At 58.3% G+C, this 17,860-nt stretch carries 19 protein-coding genes; 6 read left to right on the top strand and 13 right to left on the bottom strand.

What is annotated here, in order from left to right; translation table 11 throughout:
* Positions 1-12 precede the first annotated feature (12 nt).
* From FN806_RS01830 to FN806_RS01820, 3 genes are all read right to left on the bottom strand, one after another.
* Positions 13-1,125 carry a DNA alkylation repair protein gene (locus tag FN806_RS01830; protein WP_142635108.1) on the bottom strand — a complete coding sequence of 371 codons (1,113 nt, stop codon included), beginning with the start codon at positions 1,123-1,125 and terminating at the stop codon, positions 13-15.
* A 2-nt stretch (positions 1,126-1,127) separates the two neighbouring features.
* Entirely contained in the window at positions 1,128-1,907 is a 780-nt protein-coding gene (locus FN806_RS01825) for an SDR family oxidoreductase (RefSeq protein WP_142633452.1), read from the bottom strand.
* 74 nt (positions 1,908-1,981) lie between these two features.
* Positions 1,982-2,344 (bottom strand): nuclear transport factor 2 family protein, encoded by a 363-nt coding sequence (locus FN806_RS01820; RefSeq protein WP_142633450.1) that lies wholly within the window; start codon positions 2,342-2,344, stop codon positions 1,982-1,984.
* Between the two features lie 109 nt (positions 2,345-2,453).
* Between FN806_RS01820 and FN806_RS01815 the strand changes: the two genes are divergently transcribed.
* From FN806_RS01815 to FN806_RS01805, 3 genes are all read left to right on the top strand, one after another.
* The gene (locus tag FN806_RS01815; protein WP_142633448.1) at positions 2,454-4,061 is read left to right on the top strand and encodes a peptide chain release factor 3; all 1,608 of its coding nucleotides are present in this window, start codon (positions 2,454-2,456) and stop codon (positions 4,059-4,061) included.
* 18 nt (positions 4,062-4,079) lie between these two features.
* The gene (locus tag FN806_RS01810) at positions 4,080-5,021 is read left to right on the top strand and encodes a glycosyltransferase family 2 protein (protein ID WP_142633446.1); all 942 of its coding nucleotides are present in this window, start codon (positions 4,080-4,082) and stop codon (positions 5,019-5,021) included.
* Between the two features lie 184 nt (positions 5,022-5,205).
* Positions 5,206-6,579, top strand: a complete 1,374-nt coding sequence (locus FN806_RS01805) for a DEAD/DEAH box helicase (protein ID WP_142633444.1) — start codon at positions 5,206-5,208, stop codon at positions 6,577-6,579.
* On the opposite strand, the gene FN806_RS01800 is transcribed toward FN806_RS01805, so the two are convergent.
* Genes FN806_RS01800 through FN806_RS01790 form a run of 3 tightly spaced genes read right to left on the bottom strand, consistent with a single transcriptional unit; the run spans position 6,576 to position 8,580 of the window.
* Entirely contained in the window at positions 6,576-7,478 is a 903-nt protein-coding gene (locus tag FN806_RS01800; protein ID WP_142633442.1) for a DMT family transporter, read from the bottom strand. The two genes, FN806_RS01805 and FN806_RS01800, sit on opposite strands and share 4 nt — an antisense overlap.
* A gap of 21 nt (positions 7,479-7,499) precedes the next feature.
* Positions 7,500-8,384, bottom strand: a complete 885-nt coding sequence (locus tag FN806_RS01795; protein ID WP_142633440.1) for a fatty acid desaturase — start codon at positions 8,382-8,384, stop codon at positions 7,500-7,502.
* Positions 8,377-8,580, bottom strand: a complete 204-nt coding sequence (locus FN806_RS01790; RefSeq protein ID WP_142635106.1) for a DUF2061 domain-containing protein — start codon at positions 8,578-8,580, stop codon at positions 8,377-8,379. Before FN806_RS01790 ends, FN806_RS01795 begins: the two co-directional genes overlap by 8 nt.
* A gap of 107 nt (positions 8,581-8,687) precedes the next feature.
* Here FN806_RS01790 and FN806_RS01785 point away from each other — a divergent pair, with 107 nt between their 5' ends.
* Together FN806_RS01785 and FN806_RS01780 are read left to right on the top strand one after the other, a co-directional pair.
* The gene (locus tag FN806_RS01785; protein ID WP_142633438.1) at positions 8,688-9,557 is read left to right on the top strand and encodes a helix-turn-helix domain-containing protein; all 870 of its coding nucleotides are present in this window, start codon (positions 8,688-8,690) and stop codon (positions 9,555-9,557) included.
* Positions 9,558-9,636: 79 nt separating this feature from the next.
* Complete coding sequence (locus tag FN806_RS01780; protein ID WP_142633436.1) at positions 9,637-9,819, top strand: hypothetical protein; 183 nt, start codon at positions 9,637-9,639, stop codon at positions 9,817-9,819.
* Between the two features lies 1 nt (position 9,820).
* Here the strand turns inward: FN806_RS01780 and FN806_RS01775 are convergent, their stop codons facing one another.
* The 4 genes from FN806_RS01775 to bcoG are packed head-to-tail and all read right to left on the bottom strand — an operon-like array spanning position 9,821 to position 13,518.
* Positions 9,821-10,579 carry an SDR family oxidoreductase gene (locus FN806_RS01775; RefSeq protein WP_142633434.1) on the bottom strand — a complete coding sequence of 253 codons (759 nt, stop codon included), beginning with the start codon at positions 10,577-10,579 and terminating at the stop codon, positions 9,821-9,823.
* A complete protein-coding gene (locus FN806_RS01770) occupies positions 10,576-12,042 on the bottom strand; it encodes a carnitine 3-dehydrogenase (RefSeq protein ID WP_142633432.1) in 1,467 nt (488 codons plus the stop codon). The genes FN806_RS01775 and FN806_RS01770 overlap by 4 nt, the downstream gene beginning before the upstream one ends.
* Positions 12,042-12,596 (bottom strand): lipocalin/fatty acid-binding family protein, encoded by a 555-nt coding sequence (locus FN806_RS01765; protein WP_142633430.1) that lies wholly within the window; start codon positions 12,594-12,596, stop codon positions 12,042-12,044. The genes FN806_RS01770 and FN806_RS01765 overlap by 1 nt, the downstream gene beginning before the upstream one ends.
* A 7-nt stretch (positions 12,597-12,603) precedes the next feature.
* Entirely contained in the window at positions 12,604-13,518 is a 915-nt protein-coding gene (gene bcoG, locus FN806_RS01760) for a 3-dehydrocarnitine:acetyl-CoA trimethylamine transferase BcoG (protein WP_142633428.1), read from the bottom strand.
* Positions 13,519-13,649: 131 nt separating this feature from the next.
* Here bcoG and FN806_RS01755 point away from each other — a divergent pair, with 131 nt between their 5' ends.
* On the top strand, positions 13,650-14,636 hold the full coding sequence (locus tag FN806_RS01755) for a GlxA family transcriptional regulator (protein WP_142633426.1): 987 nt from the start codon (positions 13,650-13,652) through the stop codon (positions 14,634-14,636).
* Between the two features lie 68 nt (positions 14,637-14,704).
* On the opposite strand, the gene FN806_RS01750 is transcribed toward FN806_RS01755, so the two are convergent.
* Genes FN806_RS01750 through FN806_RS01740 form a run of 3 tightly spaced genes read right to left on the bottom strand, consistent with a single transcriptional unit; the run spans position 14,705 to position 17,710 of the window.
* On the bottom strand, positions 14,705-15,751 hold the full coding sequence (locus FN806_RS01750; protein ID WP_142633424.1) for an aldo/keto reductase: 1,047 nt from the start codon (positions 15,749-15,751) through the stop codon (positions 14,705-14,707).
* Positions 15,752-15,780: 29 nt separating this feature from the next.
* Positions 15,781-16,239, bottom strand: coding sequence for a DNA polymerase III subunit chi (locus tag FN806_RS01745; protein WP_142633423.1), 459 nt, complete (start codon positions 16,237-16,239; stop codon positions 15,781-15,783).
* A 4-nt stretch (positions 16,240-16,243) separates the two neighbouring features.
* Positions 16,244-17,710, bottom strand: coding sequence for a leucyl aminopeptidase (locus FN806_RS01740; protein ID WP_142633421.1), 1,467 nt, complete (start codon positions 17,708-17,710; stop codon positions 16,244-16,246).
* Positions 17,711-17,860 lie beyond the last annotated feature (150 nt).

Raw genomic sequence — 17,860 nt, 5'->3', positions numbered from 1 at the left:
CGAAAGGTTGAGCTAGTCCAGCAGCTCAAAATCCAGATCCGCGCGCACCCGGCCATTCACCTGAATCTCCAGAAGATGTGCGCCGGGAACAAGCCTGAACGTGGTCGCATCGCCTTTGAGCTTGTGCTTTTTGCTCAAGGTCAGGTTTCCATTCCTTAGCGCGGCCTGTTTCAGCTTGTGAACTTTGGCCGATTTTTTGCCGCCAGGTCGTTTGAAATGGATGATATAATCAATCAAAACGGGTTGGTTCGCCTCACCAGCCAATGAAACATCAAACTCAAGCGCGCCGCCAATCTTTGCCTGCCCATTTACCGTGACCGAGACCTGTATATCGGCATCAGGGTCATATCCCAGCATCTTCATCGCGCGTGGGTGCCCGGCCTTAACCAGACCGCGCAGGGTATGAGAGGTCATCCACCGCAGCTCGTCCGCGTCTTGACGCTGTGAACGAGACCAGCCCTGCAGGCGGTCCAGTACCAGATCCGGGTCTTTTTTGGAGATGTCGTTCAGATGGTTGGCCACCGACCGCGTCACATAGCGCGTTTGGTCCTGATGCAGCCGATCCAGCAGAGGCAGCGGATCTGTTAATTCCAGCCCCACCGCCTGCCCCCATGGCAAACGCGGGCGGGTTCCTTCGGACACCAGACGCCGCACGTGATAGCTGTCATGTCCGCACCAATTCTCCAGCCGCTCCATGACATGTTCGGGGTGGCGATTGAGAAAGGGGCGAATGGCCCATTCCATCGAAAACCTCTGCGTCAGTTCAGCCAGCACGTCCAGCGCGAGGTCGGGGTGATCAAGGCCGACATTCACGACCCAATCCCCCAGCGGCGCAAAGATGAAATCGCCAAAATCGTCGTCGGTCTTGTTCGGATCCAGCGGCGGCGGCAAGGCCCGTAAAAGGGTCGGAGCGACAGTTGGCAGCTCACCCGGAACCTGTTGCTGCAGGCATTCGGCGATCCACGCCATCCGCTCTTTCAACTCAAGCTCGAGAAGGCGTGACATCACCTGCGTTTGAAACGCCTGTGCATTGAACCCTGGATCAGCCTCGGCAAAAAGCCCCGCCAGATAGCCGGTCTTTTCTGCATTAAACAACTGATCCTTCAGTGAAAACCCTTGCGCCATGGTCACATCGTCAGATTGGTCGCGCCACCATCCAACAGGATGTTCTGGCCGACGATAAAGCCCGCATGCTGCGAACACAGAAACGCGCAGGTTGCCCCAAACTCCTGCCGCGAGCCATAGCGGCGCGTGGGGATGGTTGCCTCACGCTGCGCGCGTGCCTCGTCAACGGAAATGCCTTGCTGCGCAGCCACACCACCGTCCAGAGAATCCGCTCGATCCGTCGCATGTATCCCCGGCAACAGGTTATTGATTGTCACACCATGCGGTGCGACCTGCCTGGACGTTCCGGCCACATATCCGGTTAGCCCGGTCCGTGCCGCATTAGACAGGCCAAGAACGGCAATCGGCGCCCGTACGGATTGCGAGGTGATGTTCACCACCCGGCCCCAGCCCTTATCCATCATGCCGGGCAACAGGGCCTTCATGAAGGCAATCGGGGTCAGCATGTTGGCATCCAACGCCTTGATGAAGTCCTCGCGCTGCCAATCCGACCACAGGCCCGGAGGCGGACCGCCAGCATTTGTCACAAGAATATCAACGCCCTGCGCGGCAGCGATCACTTGCGCCTGCCCCTCCTCCGAGGTCACATCACACGCAACACTCTGCACATCGACACTAAATTCCGAACGCAAACGCGCGGCTTCAGCCTCTAACGCGTCGGCCCCTCGCGCGTTCATCACCAGATTCACACCAGCCGCCGCCAGAGCCTCGGCGCAGCCCAGACCCAAACCTTTGCTGCTGGCACAGACCAGCGCGCGCTTTCCACCTATTCCCAGATCCATCTGTTCCTACCCATCTGTGATTATCCGCATGTCTTGCACCCAGCAGATAGGGAAGACAGATTGATGACAAGGGGTTAGTAGAAGAACTCTTCCCGGACGATCTTGCCATCCGCGACGTGATACAGCGCAACTTCGCGCATATCGAAGCTCTCACCGCTTTCCTTGAACTTGCCCTGCACCTCAAAGATCACGGCAAAACGGTCTTCGCCATGCACCATCGGGTCACTGACGTTTCCGCCCGTCACTTCGGTCGAACTCTCCCACCAATCGTGCTTGCCACGGATCGCGTCGCGCCCATGCGCCTCGCGTCCCATACCGGATGCATCGACGGCCTCAACCGAAACGGCATCTGCCGCATACAGCTTATCCAGATTGGCCTTGGCCCGGTTTTCCCGGCATCCCGCCACCAGCTCATCGGCGATTTCTTTCAAATTCATTGATCCTCTCCATTATTTGTTCACTATATGTTCTTATTGCCACAGGCAGACGATTCGAACCAGCCTCTTTGTCTTGCTTCGGCAGAATTCCCCGCCTATACGCGCGACTATGCTTGATACCGCCACGAACCAACCCACCTTGCCGCCCGAGATCGCCCGGCGCCGGACATTTGCCATCATCTCGCACCCGGATGCGGGCAAGACGACCCTGACGGAAAAGTTCCTGCTGTATGGCGGCGCCATCCAGATGGCCGGTCAGGTACGCGCCAAGGGTGAGGCACGGCGGACACGTTCGGATTTCATGCAGATGGAGAAGGATCGCGGGATCTCGGTCTCGGCCTCGGCCATGTCCTTCGACTATGGAAACTTCCGGTTCAATCTGGTGGACACGCCCGGCCACAGCGATTTCTCGGAAGATACCTATCGCACGCTGACCGCAGTGGACGCCGCCGTGATGGTAATCGACGGCGCGAAAGGCGTGGAAAGCCAGACGCAGAAGCTTTTCGAGGTCTGCCGCCTGCGTGATCTGCCGATCCTGACATTCTGTAACAAGATGGACCGCGAAAGCCGCGATACGTTCGAGATCATCGACGAAATTCAGGAAATGCTGGCGATCGACGTCACCCCTGCTGCGTGGCCCATCGGCGTGGGCCGCGATTTCATCGGCTGCTATGACATGCTGCGCGATCGGTTGGAACTGATGGACCGCGCCGACCGCAACAAGGTGGCCGAAAGCATCGAAATCAATGGGCTGGACGACCCGAAACTGGCCGAACACGTGCCCGAGCACCTGTTGGAAAAGTTCCTGGAAGAGGTCGAGATGGCGCGCGAATTGCTGCCCGCGCTTGACCCCCAAGCGGTATTGGAAGGCCACATGACCCCGATCTGGTTCGGCTCGGCGATCAATTCGTTCGGCGTCAAGGAACTGATGGAAGGCATCGGCGCCTATGGTCCACAGCCGCAGGTACAGTCCGCGGAACCCCGTCAGATCGCGCCAGAAGAAAAGAAAGTCTCTGGGTTCGTCTTCAAGGTTCAGGCCAATATGGACCCCAAGCACCGCGACCGGGTGGCATTTGTGCGCATGGCCTCGGGCCATTTCAAACGCGGCATGAAGCTGACCCATGTTCGATCGAAAAAGCCGATGGCAATCTCGAACCCTGTGCTGTTTCTTGCATCCGACCGGGAACTGGCCGAAGAGGCCTGGGCCGGAGACATCATCGGCATCCCAAACCACGGCCAGCTGCGCATCGGCGACACGCTGACCGAGGGCGAAGCGATCCGGGTAACCGGCATCCCTTCCTTTGCGCCGGAACTGCTGCAAACCGTGCGACCAGGCGATCCGATGAAAGCCAAGCATCTGGAAAAAGCCCTGATGCAATTCGCCGAGGAAGGCGCGGCCAAGGTGTTCAAACCGTCGATCGGATCGGGCTTTATCGTCGGCGTCGTTGGCGCGCTGCAATTCGAGGTTCTGGCCAGCCGGATTGAGATGGAATACGGCCTGCCGGTACGGTTCGAGGCGTCTCAGTTCACCTCCGCCCGCTGGGTCAGTGGTGAAAAGGTTGAGGTCGAGAAATTCGTCAATGCCAACAAGCAGCACATCGCTCATGATCATGACGGCGACATCGTCTATTTGACTCGCCTGCAGTGGGACATTGACCGGGTCGTGCGGGACTATCCCGACCTGAACCTGACCGCCACCAAAGAGATGATGGCGTGACAGGGTCACGAGCTTCATATGCCGGATAATGTCCCAAGCTGGGGCATTGTATCAACGATCCGGGGCTCGGCCCCGGACATACTTCGGTTTGCGGCCTATCACCTCGATCTCGGGGCCGACCGGATGTATCTGTATCTGGACGAGCCCTGCCCGGCTGCGTTCAACGCCCTGAACCGCCACCCACGGATCGAAATACGCAACTGCGACGAAGGGTACTGGTCGAACCGAAAGCGCGAGAGGCCCGACAAACATCAGGTCCGGCAAACCGCAAATGCCAGCTTTACTTACAGAAAGGCTGAGGTCGACTGGCTTGCCCATATTGATCTGGACGAGTTCCTCTGGCCGCAATCCGACCTTGGCGTGATATTAGCGGAGATTCCGCAACATATACCAGCGGTGCGCGTTCGTCCGATCGAGCCCGTGGGCGGAACCGAAGACCTGTACAAAGCCTATATCCCCGCTGGTCAGGGCCGTGATGGGATCGTTCAGGCACTATATCCGAATTTTGGCGGATTTGTTCTTGCTGGATTCCTCAGCCATGTTCAGGGTAAACTGTTTGTTCGCAAAGGCTTACCTAAGATCAATTTCCGGATTCACAATCTGTTTCAGGATGGCGAAATCCTCCCGACCAAGGTCGAGCTGCCCCAGGTTGATCTATGCCACCGTCATGCACCTGACTGGGATCATTGGCTAGCCCATTATCAGTTCCGGTTCGAAAAGGGCTCGTATCAGCCAGGCATGTCACCCAATGTTCCGCGCGAACAAGGCGGGATGAACATGAATGAATTGCTGAGCTGGATCGAAGAAGAAGATGGGGCTCACGGCCTGCGGGCTTTCTATGATGAAATCAGTGGCGCCGACCAAGAAGTTCGCACCCGCCTCGAAAAGTTTGGGCTGATTAAGCACCGTCCGTTGGATTTGGATGGAAAAGTCGCGAAACATTTCCCCGGAAGTACCTGAATTGTTGCGATAAATCCGCATGGTCAGCCGGTGTTGCAGTGTAAAAGTGACTTCATTTGACCCTGCCCCGTGATTTTGTTATGTCCCGCCAAGCCGAAATGCACAAAACATCGCATGGCCATCCGGGCCCGGCACATTCTTTACGCGCGGGCCAGGTTTTAGTGTCCGCAACAACCGGACATACATGACAAAGTTTAACGAACTGAACCTGAACCCGAAGGTCCTCAAAGCCATTGAGGAAGCCGGATACGAAACGCCAACACCGATCCAGGAAGGCGCAATCCCACCCGCGCTTGAGGGCAAGGACGTTCTGGGTATCGCCCAGACCGGTACAGGCAAAACCGCCAGCTTCACGCTACCGATGATCACGTTGCTGGCCCGTGGCCGCGCACGTGCGCGCATGCCGCGGTCGCTGGTGCTGTGCCCGACACGGGAACTGGCCGCGCAGGTGGCCGAGAATTTCGACACCTATGCCAAAAATGTAAAGCTGACCAAAGCGCTGTTGATCGGCGGCGTCAGCTTTAAGGAACAAGATGCGCTGATCGACCGTGGCGTCGACGTTCTGATCGCCACACCAGGTCGCCTGCTGGATCATTTCGAACGCGGCAAACTGCTGTTGACCGGCGTCCAGATCATGGTGGTGGATGAGGCCGACCGAATGCTGGATATGGGCTTTATCCCCGATATCGAACGCATTTTTTCGCTGACGCCGTTCACACGCCAAACGCTGTTCTTCTCAGCCACCATGGCGCCCGAGATTGAGCGGATCACCGATACATTCCTGTCGGCCCCAACCCGGATCGAAGTTGCCCGTCAGGCGACGGCCTCGGAAACCATCGAGCAAAGTGTGGTTATGTTCAAAGGTGGTCGCCGTGACCGCGAGGCCAGCGCCAAGCGCCAGGTCCTGCGTTCGCTGATCGACTCCGAGGGCGAAAAATGCACCAACGCGATCATCTTCTGCAATCGTAAGACCGATGTGGATATCTGTGCGAAATCGCTGAAGAAATACGGCTATGATGCTGCCGCGATCCATGGCGATCTCGATCAGTCACAACGGACGAAAACACTGGACGGTTTCCGTGACGGAACACTACGTCTGCTTGTCGCCTCGGACGTTGCCGCGCGCGGATTGGATGTGCCCTCGGTCAGTCATGTGATCAATTTCGACGTCCCCGGCCACCCCGAGGATTATGTGCACCGGATCGGTCGTACAGGTCGCGCCGGACGCGAAGGCAAAGCGATCACTATCTGTTCGGGTCGCGATGAAAAAGCACTGGCCGCGATCGAGAAGCTGATTCAAAAAGAAATTCCTCGCTTGGACAATCCGGTAAAGGAAGAGCCGAAACCCGAGAGGCCAAAGCCCGAGAAAAAGACCCGGCCAACTGAGGTCCGACCAACAGAGGCCCCCAAACGCGACGATAAAAGAGAAGATCGCAAGAAGGATAAAGAAGTCAGAGGCCGTGGACGGCGCGCTGACAACGGTCCTTCGGTCGTGGGAATGGGCGATCACCTGCCCAGCTTTATCGCGCTCAGCTTCGACGAACGCCGCACGGGTTAAATAGACAAAACCAGCGCCAGAATTGATGCGCCCAATAACGTCATCCCGGCGATCTCGCGCCGGGTGATGGTTTCGCGGAAAAACAAGATCGACGCGAACAGGCTGAGGATCAGCTCGACCTGCCCCAGAGCCTTGACGTAGGCGGCGTTTTGCAAGGTGAATGCCAAGAACCAGCAGAACGATCCGCACAGGCTGGTCAGTCCGACAAATACGCCTGTTCGGCGTGTCTGCCACACGGCGCGCAGCTCGGCCCTGTCTCGCCACAACAGCCACAGGCCCATGCTGACGAACTGAAGCGAGACAACGACTGCCAGCGTCACAAGTGCCCGAAACCACGCATCAATCTCGCCCAGTTCAAGCGAGGCACCCCGATAACTGACCGAGGAAAACGCAAACAGCACACCTGATCCCAGGCCAAGCCGCGAGGCCCGGTTCGTCAGATGTCGCCACCACGCCCCGTCTCCTCCGGGACTTTTCGACAGCAGCAACACAGCCGTCAGCCCCAGAAAGATCGCACCAAGCGCCCAGAACGAGACCTGATCGCCCAGGACCAGAAAACCAACGATGGCGGTCTGGATTACTTCGGTTTTCTTAAAAGTTATGCCGACAGCAAAATTGCGCTGTTTGAACAAGGCGACGACACAGATCGTGGCAAGGATCTGAGCCGTTCCTCCAATGGTGGCAAACACCCAGAACCGGGCGGTCAGCGGCGGCAAGGAATACCCCGTCAACTGCAGCGCCGCGATCAGAGCGATTAGAACCAGCGGGATTGAATAGGCAAACCGGGCAAATGTCGCCCCGGCGGCCGTCAGCTTTACACTGCTCAGCGATTTTTGCAGCATGAACCGCACCGTCTGAAACGTTGCAGCCGCGATAGTGACAGGTATCCAGAGGCTCATGCCGCCTTTTGTGGCCGCAAATCAACCCTTTGGCCAGAGCGGATGCGCCACCGGGTCTTTTACCTTCCAGAAATAGGCCCGGAAAACATCGGCATAGGAAGGGTATACATAGGCCTTGTTCGTGGCCAGATAGCCCTCTTTACCCTGCTGGTAGATCTTCGGAAGTTGATACCAGGGGGTACGCGGGTTCAGATGATGAACTACATGTAAATTGTTGTTCAAAAACAGAAAAGACAGTATCCCGCGATCTTCGATGATAACGGTTCTTGCCCCCACATCTTCATGCGCACGGTGTTCCAGAAAAGTGCGTATTTTGACAAGGCCAAGCCCCAAATACGCGGACAGGACATAGGCCCAGACCGGCATGGGCGACAAGGTCACGATCCAGATAACCGCAACCACGCCTGCCATATGCAAAGCCCATGCGCGCAATATGTCCCATTCGCCACGCGCGGCCCCTCGCAACTCGTCCCTGACAAAGGCAACCTGTCCGATTGCAGGGCCCAAAACGATCCGCCCCAACAGAGTATTGTTCACCGATAACAATCGCCTGTGCCAATGACCTAGCCCCGACCAAACTTTTGGGTCCAGATAGTTTGATTCAGGATCATCATAGGGATCGGTCAGCGTTGCATCCCGATGATGCGCCAAATGCAGGTCCCTAAACCGCTGATATGGGATGAACAAGGTCAAGGGCAGCGCCATCAGCGCCTCGTTTAGCCATCTGGCGCGAAAAGGATGCCCGTGCAGTGCTTCATGCGTCAATGATGAATGTAACGCGGCCACCGCGCCCATCACTGGAACCGCTAACCAGATGGGCAGGAAGAAGATCACGGCCAACCAGGCAGCATAACAGGCCAGCATCAGCGTGAAAGTGACCCATTCCGGACCCGGGCGCTCAGACATTGCGCCCCCACGAAATGCCCGCCCAGACCCTCTCATAAACCACATAGAGTGTCAGCCCGATCGCCGTGTTTACTACGGCCAGAGTTCCGCCAATCGCGGCGGACCCTGTCGCAACCAGCCCAACCACCGACATGATGATCAGGCCCATCACGTTCCACAAAACCGCCTTCACGACCGATCTGCGTCGTGTTTCCATTCCGTCACCCATAATATTGTTATGGCTTAAGAAATACGGCCCGCCGCTTAGGTTGAACATTCTGAATATGATTAACAAAACTCATCAAACGTGATATTTATCACCACATGCAGGATAAAATAGACAAACGCGACCGCGCCGCTCAATTCCGTTTGCGCCTGGCCCGCGCAATGGAAGAACGCCAAATCAGCCGAAGCGCCCTCGCGCGCCAGATCGGTGTTGACCGCTCAACCGTATCGCAACTGTTGACCGATCACGGGGCACGGTTGCCGAATGCCCATGTTGTAGGAAGCTGCGCGACAGCATTGGGTGTTTCGGCGGACTGGTTGCTGAGCCTGTCTGACCGGCCGGAAAGCGCAGCCGAGTTGCTGGCTTTGTCGCTGAGCATGACTGAGGCCCCCCGCGCCCTGGTAGATGAGCGCATATTCGAGTGGCACCAAGAGGCAGCGGGTTACAAAATCAGATATGTTCCTGCGACCTTGCCCGACATGCTCAAGACCCGCACCGTTCTGGAATGGGAATACGCACCGCATCTGGGGCGCACGGCAGATCAGGCCATAGGTGCGTCCGAAGATCGACTGACCTGGATGCGCAGCGCCCAGTCCGATTATGAGATCGCAATGCCGATGTACGAAATCGACAGCTTTGCGCATGCAACCGGCTATTATCAAGGTCTTAGCCTTCGCAAGCGGCTGGATCAGATTGACCACCTTTTGGAGTTGTGTGAACAGCTCTACCCACGGCTGCGTATCTATCTGTTCGATGCCAAACGGCTGTATTCGGCTCCCGTAACGATTTTCGGTCCCCTTCTTTGCGTGTTTTACGCAGGAAGCCATTACATGGCCTTTCGCGATCGCGACCGGATTGAAATTTTCAGCCGCCATTTCGACACTCTGGTTCGCGAGGCGGTCGTGACCGCGCGGGACTTTCCAGAGCACCTGCAACAGCTCAGAGCAGCGATTTCCCGCGACATGTGATGCATCCCCGTACAACCTGTGGTATCGTCGCCGGGCGCGAACTTTCGGGCATTCCGACCACAGACGGAGGACCACAGGAATGGACGCACTGAAAACAGCCCAATATGCACGGGCTTTGTACACGGCGCACGGTGACCAGGCCGAGGCAGAAGCCGCGATGAAAATGCGCGAATGCGAGGCTGCCGGAAACGCCCAGCAAGCCCGCGATTGGCAAGCCGTTCGTCAAACCATCCGCCAGATCCGCGGCCCGAACCAGGGCTAGCTTACAACTTCGGGTCAGGATTGACCGTGTGGCCATCCACCGCGATCACCTGACCCGACACCAACCGCGCCGCGCCAGAGGCCAGAAAGACAGCCATATTGGCGATGTCCTGCGCTTCGACGAAACGACCCATGGACGTGCCCGAGGCATAGCCCTGATAGACCTCGTCCCGGCTCATGCCTTTGGTCGCCGCCTCGCGTGCCAGAACGCCTTCCATCCTTGGGCCCTCCACCGCGCCGGGACAAATCGCATTGGCGCGGACGCCGTGGGGACCAAGCTCCATCGCCAGTGTTTTCATCAATCCGATCACCGCCCATTTGGCCGCGGCATAGGGCGCACGAAAGGGATAGCCATATTGCCCCGCCGTGGATGAGGTCAGGATAATGCTGCCGGCACCGGCAGATTTCATCATAGGCGCGGCGTATTTGGCGGCCAGAAACGCCCCGTCCAGATTGACCGCAACGCACCCCCGCCAGTCCTTGAGGTCAATATCCTCGATAGCGCTGGTTGGCCCGGCAATTCCCGCATTGGCGCAGAGCGAATCCAGACCACCCGCATCAGAAATCGCGGCGAACACGGCATGCATATCACCCTCATCCGACACGTCAGCATGGTGGGCTGTCCAATGATCCGGCACGCCATCTAGCGCCGCCCGATCAATATCTGTGATCCAGACATCATACCCGGCCGCATCAAACGCCTCTGCCATAGCCCGACCAACACCCGAAGCGCCAGCCGTCACCAACACCCGGCAGGTCATGAGGGTTTCCTGATCGCAACCCCGGCCCCTTCGGGATAAGGCAATCCGGCCTGCGCTTCGGCGATGCGGGCCATAGCGGCCTCAATGCTGGGCGATGGCGGGCTGGGGCGGCGTGTTTCCAAGCTGACATGCAGCAAAAAGCTCTCCCCGGTCGCCAGCAGCGTCTCACCGCTATACATGCTGTGGAACACGTGCAGTTTCTTGCCCTGCCCCAACAGCATCTGGGTGCGCACCTCAATCTTTGCGCCCGCATGGACCTCATTCATGTAACGAATGTGGTTTTCCGCGGTGAAATAGCTGCCCCCGGACGAGATATATTCCATATCGCAGCCGATGATCTCCATGAACCGGTCGGTGGCGGCGGCGAAGGCCTCAAGGTATTTGGCTTCGTTCATATGACCGTTGTAATCGGTCCAGTCCAAAGGCACGGCACGAGACAGAGTCAGGATCGGTTGGCTCAGATCCGCTTGCTCCAATGATGGCAGCGCGCCCGGTTTCAGTAGCGCGTCATGCTGGTTCAGCACCGCCCCCGCGCCCCAGTTCTGCGCCTTGAGCGCGCGCATCATCCCCACAAGGTTGTTGTCGCGGATACGCTCCAGCTCGCGGATCGAATGCATGCCGGATTGCGCATCCGACTGATCCGCAATCAGGTCGACAAGCTCGTCAGTGAATTCGGGCACATCCATCAGCTTGGTCCAGGGCCATTTCAGTGCCGGGCCGAACTGCGCCATGAAATGCCGCATCCCAGCCTCGCCGCCGGCGACACGATAGGTTTCGAACAGACCCATCTGCCCCCAACGGATGCCAAACCCCATACGGATCGCCTCGTCGATTTCCTCGGTCGTGGCGACACCGTCCTTGACCAGCCACAGCGCCTCGCGCCAGACGGCCTCAAGGAACCGATCAGCGATATGCGCGTCGATCTCTTTCTTGACGTGCAGCGGGAAGAATCCGACCGATTTCAGGACCTCTTGCGCCCGTTCGATCATCTCCAGCGGGTTCGCACCAGTTGGCACCAGTTCGATCAGCGGCAGCAGGTAGACCGGGTTGAACGGATGCGTCACCACGATCTGTTCGGGGCGCAGCGCGCCCTCCTGTAACTCTGACGGCTTGAACCCGCTGGTTGAGGACCCGATGATCGCACCCGGATCACAAGCCTCTTGCAAGCCCTTGTAAACCTTCAGCTTCAGATCCAGACGTTCCGGCACGCTTTCCTGAATCCAAGCGGCACCCTGCACCGCATCGGCCATTTCCTCATGAAACGATAGCGCCCCTTCGGGAGGCAACGGCACATCGCTTAGCCCCGGCAACGAGCGGCGCGCATTGTCCAGAACTTCTCCGATCTTACGCTCGGCTTCCGGGTCCGGGTCGAATACCCGGACATCCCAGCCGTTCAGCAGGAACCGCGCGGCCCATCCACCACCGATTACCCCACCGCCAATGATTGCTGCTGTGTTTGTCATCACTTCACTACTTTCAACTCTTGAGGGTCAAACCCATTTTCGCTCAGTACGTCACGCGCAATCGTCAGTTGATTTTGTGTGATCGTTAAATCTCTGCTCAGTACAACTGCAAACGACCTATCTGGGCGGGCCAATACAACCATCTGCTCCCCGTCACCCACGTAGATGATGTGAAACTTTGTGGGGCTTGCGGCAGTGATGTCATATTCAAGTGCAGACTCGGATCGCCGGGTAGGCACGCTCAGGTGGTTTTCAAAGCAATCACTTGCTCCTGCGATGTACCCAAAACATTCGGTCCGGTCCGGGTCACGCAATTGATAGCTAGGGTATGGCTGTCCCTCAAGCCTCACAAAAAGCCGCTGCTTGCCCTTGCTTTTACGTCTGGACGCAGCAACCTCAAAATACGGTTCGTCAAAGATCGACCAGTTCACCGCTTCGACGGGTTGAATATTAAATTGACGTGCTCGAAAGCCCTCATTGTCTACCAAGCCACACGTTGGAATCAATCCAACGAGCAAGCATCCAACTACCCATGAAAGAACTCGGCGGAACATGGCGCGCCTAGCTTTTCGGCGCCCGCTTCACCAAGCCCAGCTTCTCACGCACTTCTGCGGGGCCAATCACGCGCGCACCCATGTTCTCGATGATGCTGCCCGCGCGTTCAACCAGTTGCCAGTTCTCGGCCAGCACGCCTTTGTCCAGCCACAGGTTGTCCTCCAACCCGACCCGTACATTGCCGCCCGCCAGAACCGAGGCGGCCACATAGGCCATCTCGTTCCGACCCAGTGAAAAGGCGCTGAAGGTCCAGTCGTCCGGCACGTTGTTCACCATCGCCATGAAGGTGTTCAGATCGTCCGGCGCGCCCCACGGCACGCCCATGCACAGCTGAACCAGAGCGTTCGGTTCCAAAACGCCTTCTTTCACCAACTGCTTGGCGAACCAAAGATGGCCGGTATCAAAGGCCTCAATCTCCGGCTTTACACCCAGATCGGTCATCATCTGGCCCATCGCGCGCAACGCACCCGGCGTGTTGGTCATCACATAATCGGCCTCGGCAAAATTCATGGTGCCGCAGTCGAGGGTGCAGATTTCCGGCAGGCATTCGGCCACATGGGCCACACGCTCGGTCGCGCCAACCAAATCAGTTCCCGCCTCGGCCAGCGGCAGCGGGTTTTCGATACCGCCAAACACCATGTCGCCGCCCATGCCAGCAGTCAGGTTCAGCACGGCGTCGACCTCGGCATCGCGAATGCGATCTGTGACCTCACGATACAGTGCCAGATCACGCGAAGGCGCTCCGGTCTCAGGGTCGCGCACATGGCAATGCACCACCGCCGCCCCTGCCTTGGCTGCAGCTATCGCGCTGTCGGCGATCTGCTTTGGCGAACGCGGCACATGCGGGCTGCGATCCTGCGTCCCACCCGAGCCTGTGACGGCGCACGTAATGAAGACTTCGCGGTTCATTTCCAAAGGCATGGCGTTCTCCCCAGCTTATACCCGGTTAACCCTGAGTTTTCCCCAGGCTTCTCCACGGATTCCGATTTGCTTTCGCCCCCGAGTTTGGCGCAGCTTTGGTCAAACACTTGTCAGAATGCGAATCGAACTTGATGAAATCCGCAAAAAACATATTGCAGCCCGAACATCGTGCCCTGAAAACGGCTGTGCTGGTGCTGGACGAATGCAACACGCTCAGCTTTGCATCGGCCGTTGATCCAATGCGCGCCGCCAATCGGTTGGCGGATCGTCCGGCCTTTGACTGGGATTATGTGACAGCCACTGCTGAACCGGCCATGCTGACCAGTGCGCTTTCGGTTCCGGGTGTACCTTTGGCCCGGCTGCAATCCTGCGATCTGATGATTGTCGTTGCCGGGTTCCAACTGGCCCGCCATGCCACACCCAGCTTGCTGGCCGGCCTACGCCGCATCGCCAAGACCGGCGCCACAATGGCAGGTATTGATGGCGGTCCTTGGCTGCTGGCCGAGGCAGGCCTGCTGGACGGCCACGCCGCCACCACCCATTGGGAAGATTTGGAGAACTTCTCTGCCCGCTTCCCCGAAGTGGACGTGCGCCCTGACCGGTTTACCGTTTCTGAAGGCCGCCTGACCTCGGGCGGGGCGATCCCAGCGGTCGAGATGATGCTGCATATCATCGCCGCCCGCCATGGCGCCGGATTTGCCGCCCGCGTCTCGGGTCTGTTCCTCTATGACGGTGCGCCTGATCCCACAAAACCACAAAGCCGCACCGGTGCGCCGCACCGCCACACAGCTTTGACCGCCAAAGCCAATACGCTGATGCAATCCGCACTGGACGACCCTATGCCATTGGCAGATATCGCCGAAACCCTGGGCACCAGTTCACGCACCCTGCAACAGCAATTCCGCCTGCGCCTGAACACCACGCCGCAGGACCATTACCTGCAGCTCCGACTGGCCGAGGCGCGCAGATTGGTGACGGACACCGATATGTCACTGATGGATGTGGCTCTGGCGACGGGTTTCGCCTCGCAATCCAGCTTTTCCCGCGCCTTTCGCACAGCGCACGGCCTTTCGGCCCGGGACCTGAGGCAAGACAGGACACAACCCAGCCATCACTAAGCGGATCTGCTTCATCTGGCTGAAATACCTCGGGGGAGGCTCCGCCTGCGGAGACGAGGCCAGCGTCCCTAAAACGGCATAGGATGCGCGCGATGCGCTTCGGTGATTTCAGTCAGAATTTCCCCAGAAAGGCGAAGTTCCTTACCGTCGAGAATATGCCCAAGCTGCGCCACCGTTGTCGCGCCGAAAATGGCCGACATCATGAAGGGCCGCGTCCGGCACCAGGCCAGCGCCATATGGACCGGGTCCAGATCGTGGCGGTCAGCGATCTCTAGATAGGCCGCAACCGCCTCAAATGCCCGTCTGCGATGACGTCCACCCACCTCAGGCACCAATGACATCCGCGAACCCTCGGGCACCATGCCGTTTTGGTATTTCCCGGTCAAAAATCCGGCGGCAAGCGGTGAAAAGGCCATCAGCCCCACATCCTCATGCGCGCTCAGCTCGGCCATATCGGTGTCGAAATGCCGGCACATCAAAGAATACTCATTCTGAACCGATGCCACGCGAGGCGTGCCGGTGGCTTCGGCGATCCGCAACCACTGAGCGGTGCCCCAAGCGCTTTCGTTCGAAAGGCCAAACGCTCGGATATTTCCTTTGTTGACCTGTTCCTTCAGGGCAACAAGGCACTCGTGCATATTGTCCAGAACCTCATCGGTATTGTGCCCCGAAGGCGCATAGGTCCAGTTTTGCCGGAACATATAGCTGCCGCGGTTCGGCCAGTGAAACTGATAAAGGTCGATGCAATCCGTTTGCAGTCGGCGCAAGGAACCTTCGACCGCCTCGGGGATTGTCTGCGGTGAAATCGGTGCGCCATCGCGCGCATGTGCGAACCCTGCCCCAGAATGCTTGGTTGCCAGAACATATTCACCACGCCGTGACGGGTTGGCGGCGTTCCAGTTGCCCAGAATTTCTTCGGTCCGGCCCACCGTCTCTTTCGAGATGGGATTCACCGGATACATCTCGGCGGCATCGACGAAATTAATGCCCCCATCAAGTGCCATGTCCATCTGAGTATGCGCGTCGGCCTCGGATGTCTGCGTACCAAATGTCATCGTACCCAGACACAGGTCTGTCACCATGATTCCAGTACGGCCCAGGGGCTTCATTTCCATCGCTCATTCTCCTGAAATCTGCGGAGGCCCTATGCCTCGGCCTTTTTTTCCCACCGGCCCGATTCCTCGGACCAATATTGCGCCGAACAGCCCGCCCCGGTCAGTGTTTTCCATTGCCCGCGAGCATGTTGGAGAGCCTGATCATCATTCCCATCGAACAGGATGCACACGCGTTCCAGCGCGTTCACTTCCTCGGGTTCAACCGTCGCGCCATCGACGGCCATCACGCAAGCCGGATCATTTGCGGCCTCGGCCCCTGTCGTCAGCAATATGGGCTGGTCCCTGTCATGCGGCCCCCCGGTGCGGCCATGTGGCAGGAACCCTTCCTCGGGGCCCTGCCACAGCTTTTCGTCCAACCAATCCATCCGTGCGGGATCAGTTCCCCGCACGGCTATCTTCCACCCGGCCTGCCGCGCCTTGTCCAGCAACACGGGCAAGGTGTTTTCCAGCGGTTGGCGGGTCAGGTGATAGAAATAAACGGCGCCCATTGGATTATTCGAAATTGTCCTGCACGAACCGGCTCAGTGCGCGGACACCCCAACCGGTGGCCCCTTTGGGCGCATAGGATGTCTCGGTTGCAATCGAAGCCACCCCAGCAATGTCCAGATGGATCCAGGGGGTTTCGTCCTTCACGAACCGCTGCAGGAACTGCGCAGCAGTGATAGATCCGGCAGGTCGTCCACCGACATTCTTCATATCGGCGATGCGCGATTTCAGCTGCTCGTCATAGGCTTTGCCCAGCGGCATCCGCCATGCGCCCTCATCCTCGGCCCCGGCAGCCTTTAGGAAGGCGTTGCAGAACGTGTCATTGTTCGAAAAGACACCGGCATTCTCATGCCCAAGCCCAATGATGATCGCGCCGGTCAATGTTGCCAGGTCGATCATGCCCACGGGGGCAAACCGCTCTTGCGCGTACCACATCACATCACACAGGACCAAACGGCCCTCGGCGTCGGTATTGATGACCTCGACCGTGTCGCCCTTCATCGACTTGACGACATCGCCGGGGCGCGTGGCATTGCCCGAAGGCATGTTTTCCACTAGCCCGACAAGGCCCACGACATTGGCTTTGGCCTTGCGCTTGGCCAGCGCCCGCATGGTGCCGGCGACCACACCTGCCCCACCCATGTCCATAGTCATGTCTTCCATGCCTGCAGCGGGTTTCAAGGAAATGCCGCCGGTGTCAAACACGACGCCCTTACCCACCAGCGCCAGCGGCGCATCATCCTTGTCGCCTCCATTCCACTGCATCACCACAACCTTGGACGGGCTGACCGAGCCCTGCCCGACGCTTAACAAGGTGCGCATACCCAATTCGGCCAGTTTGTCTTCGTCGAGCACTTCGACGTCCAGGCCAAGTGCCTTCATTTCGGACAAACGATCCGCGAATTCGGTCGTTGTCAGCACATTGGCGGGTTCATTGGTCAGGTCCCGTGTCATCCGAACGCCATCGGCAATCGCATACAGCGGTGCGAATGCGGCTTCGACCTCATCATGTTTCTGATGACTGATTGTTACTGGTCCGGCTTCATCCGAATCTCGGGTTTTATGGGCATCGAAATCATAGCTGCGCAAAACGATCCCCAATGCCAGTTCTTCGGTCCGAGCCTGATTTCCGGCCATGACCAACAAGGGCTGGTGATCAGACAATTTGGCCAGCTTCGCCCCGGCCTTGCGCGCCTCTGCAGCATCGGCACGGCGCGACAGCACGAGAATATCAAGCGCTTCAGCGGCCATTCCGCCTGGCCAGGCAAGAGAGACTACATCGCCGGATTTCACCTTTTCGAACCGGTCGCTTTCGACAAGTCGCGCGACTGCGCCCCGGGTCAGACGGTTGGCGCGGCGTGCGGCTGGGTTCATCTTGCCTTCATCCGAGACAATAATCACGACGCGCCCTTTGGTCTGCGCCATCACGTCCACGTCAAAAGCCTTAAACTGAATTGGAACAAGACTGCTCATTGGGAACTCCTGAAAATCTGTTTCCCAAGACCTAGCCCGCGGCGACCGCATTGACCAGATAGCAGTTTTCCCCGCCGGGCATTTGCATTACAGTCGCGGAAAAAGTTCCGGCAGGGTCGGAGAGCGGGAGGGCGAATTGGCAAATCGGGG

This window comes from Ruegeria faecimaris (assembly GCF_900182615.1).
GTDB lineage: Bacteria > Pseudomonadota > Alphaproteobacteria > Rhodobacterales > Rhodobacteraceae > Ruegeria > Ruegeria faecimaris.
The sequence above is the reverse complement of the archived record's forward strand: the minus strand, read 5'-3'. Positions and strand labels throughout refer to the sequence as shown.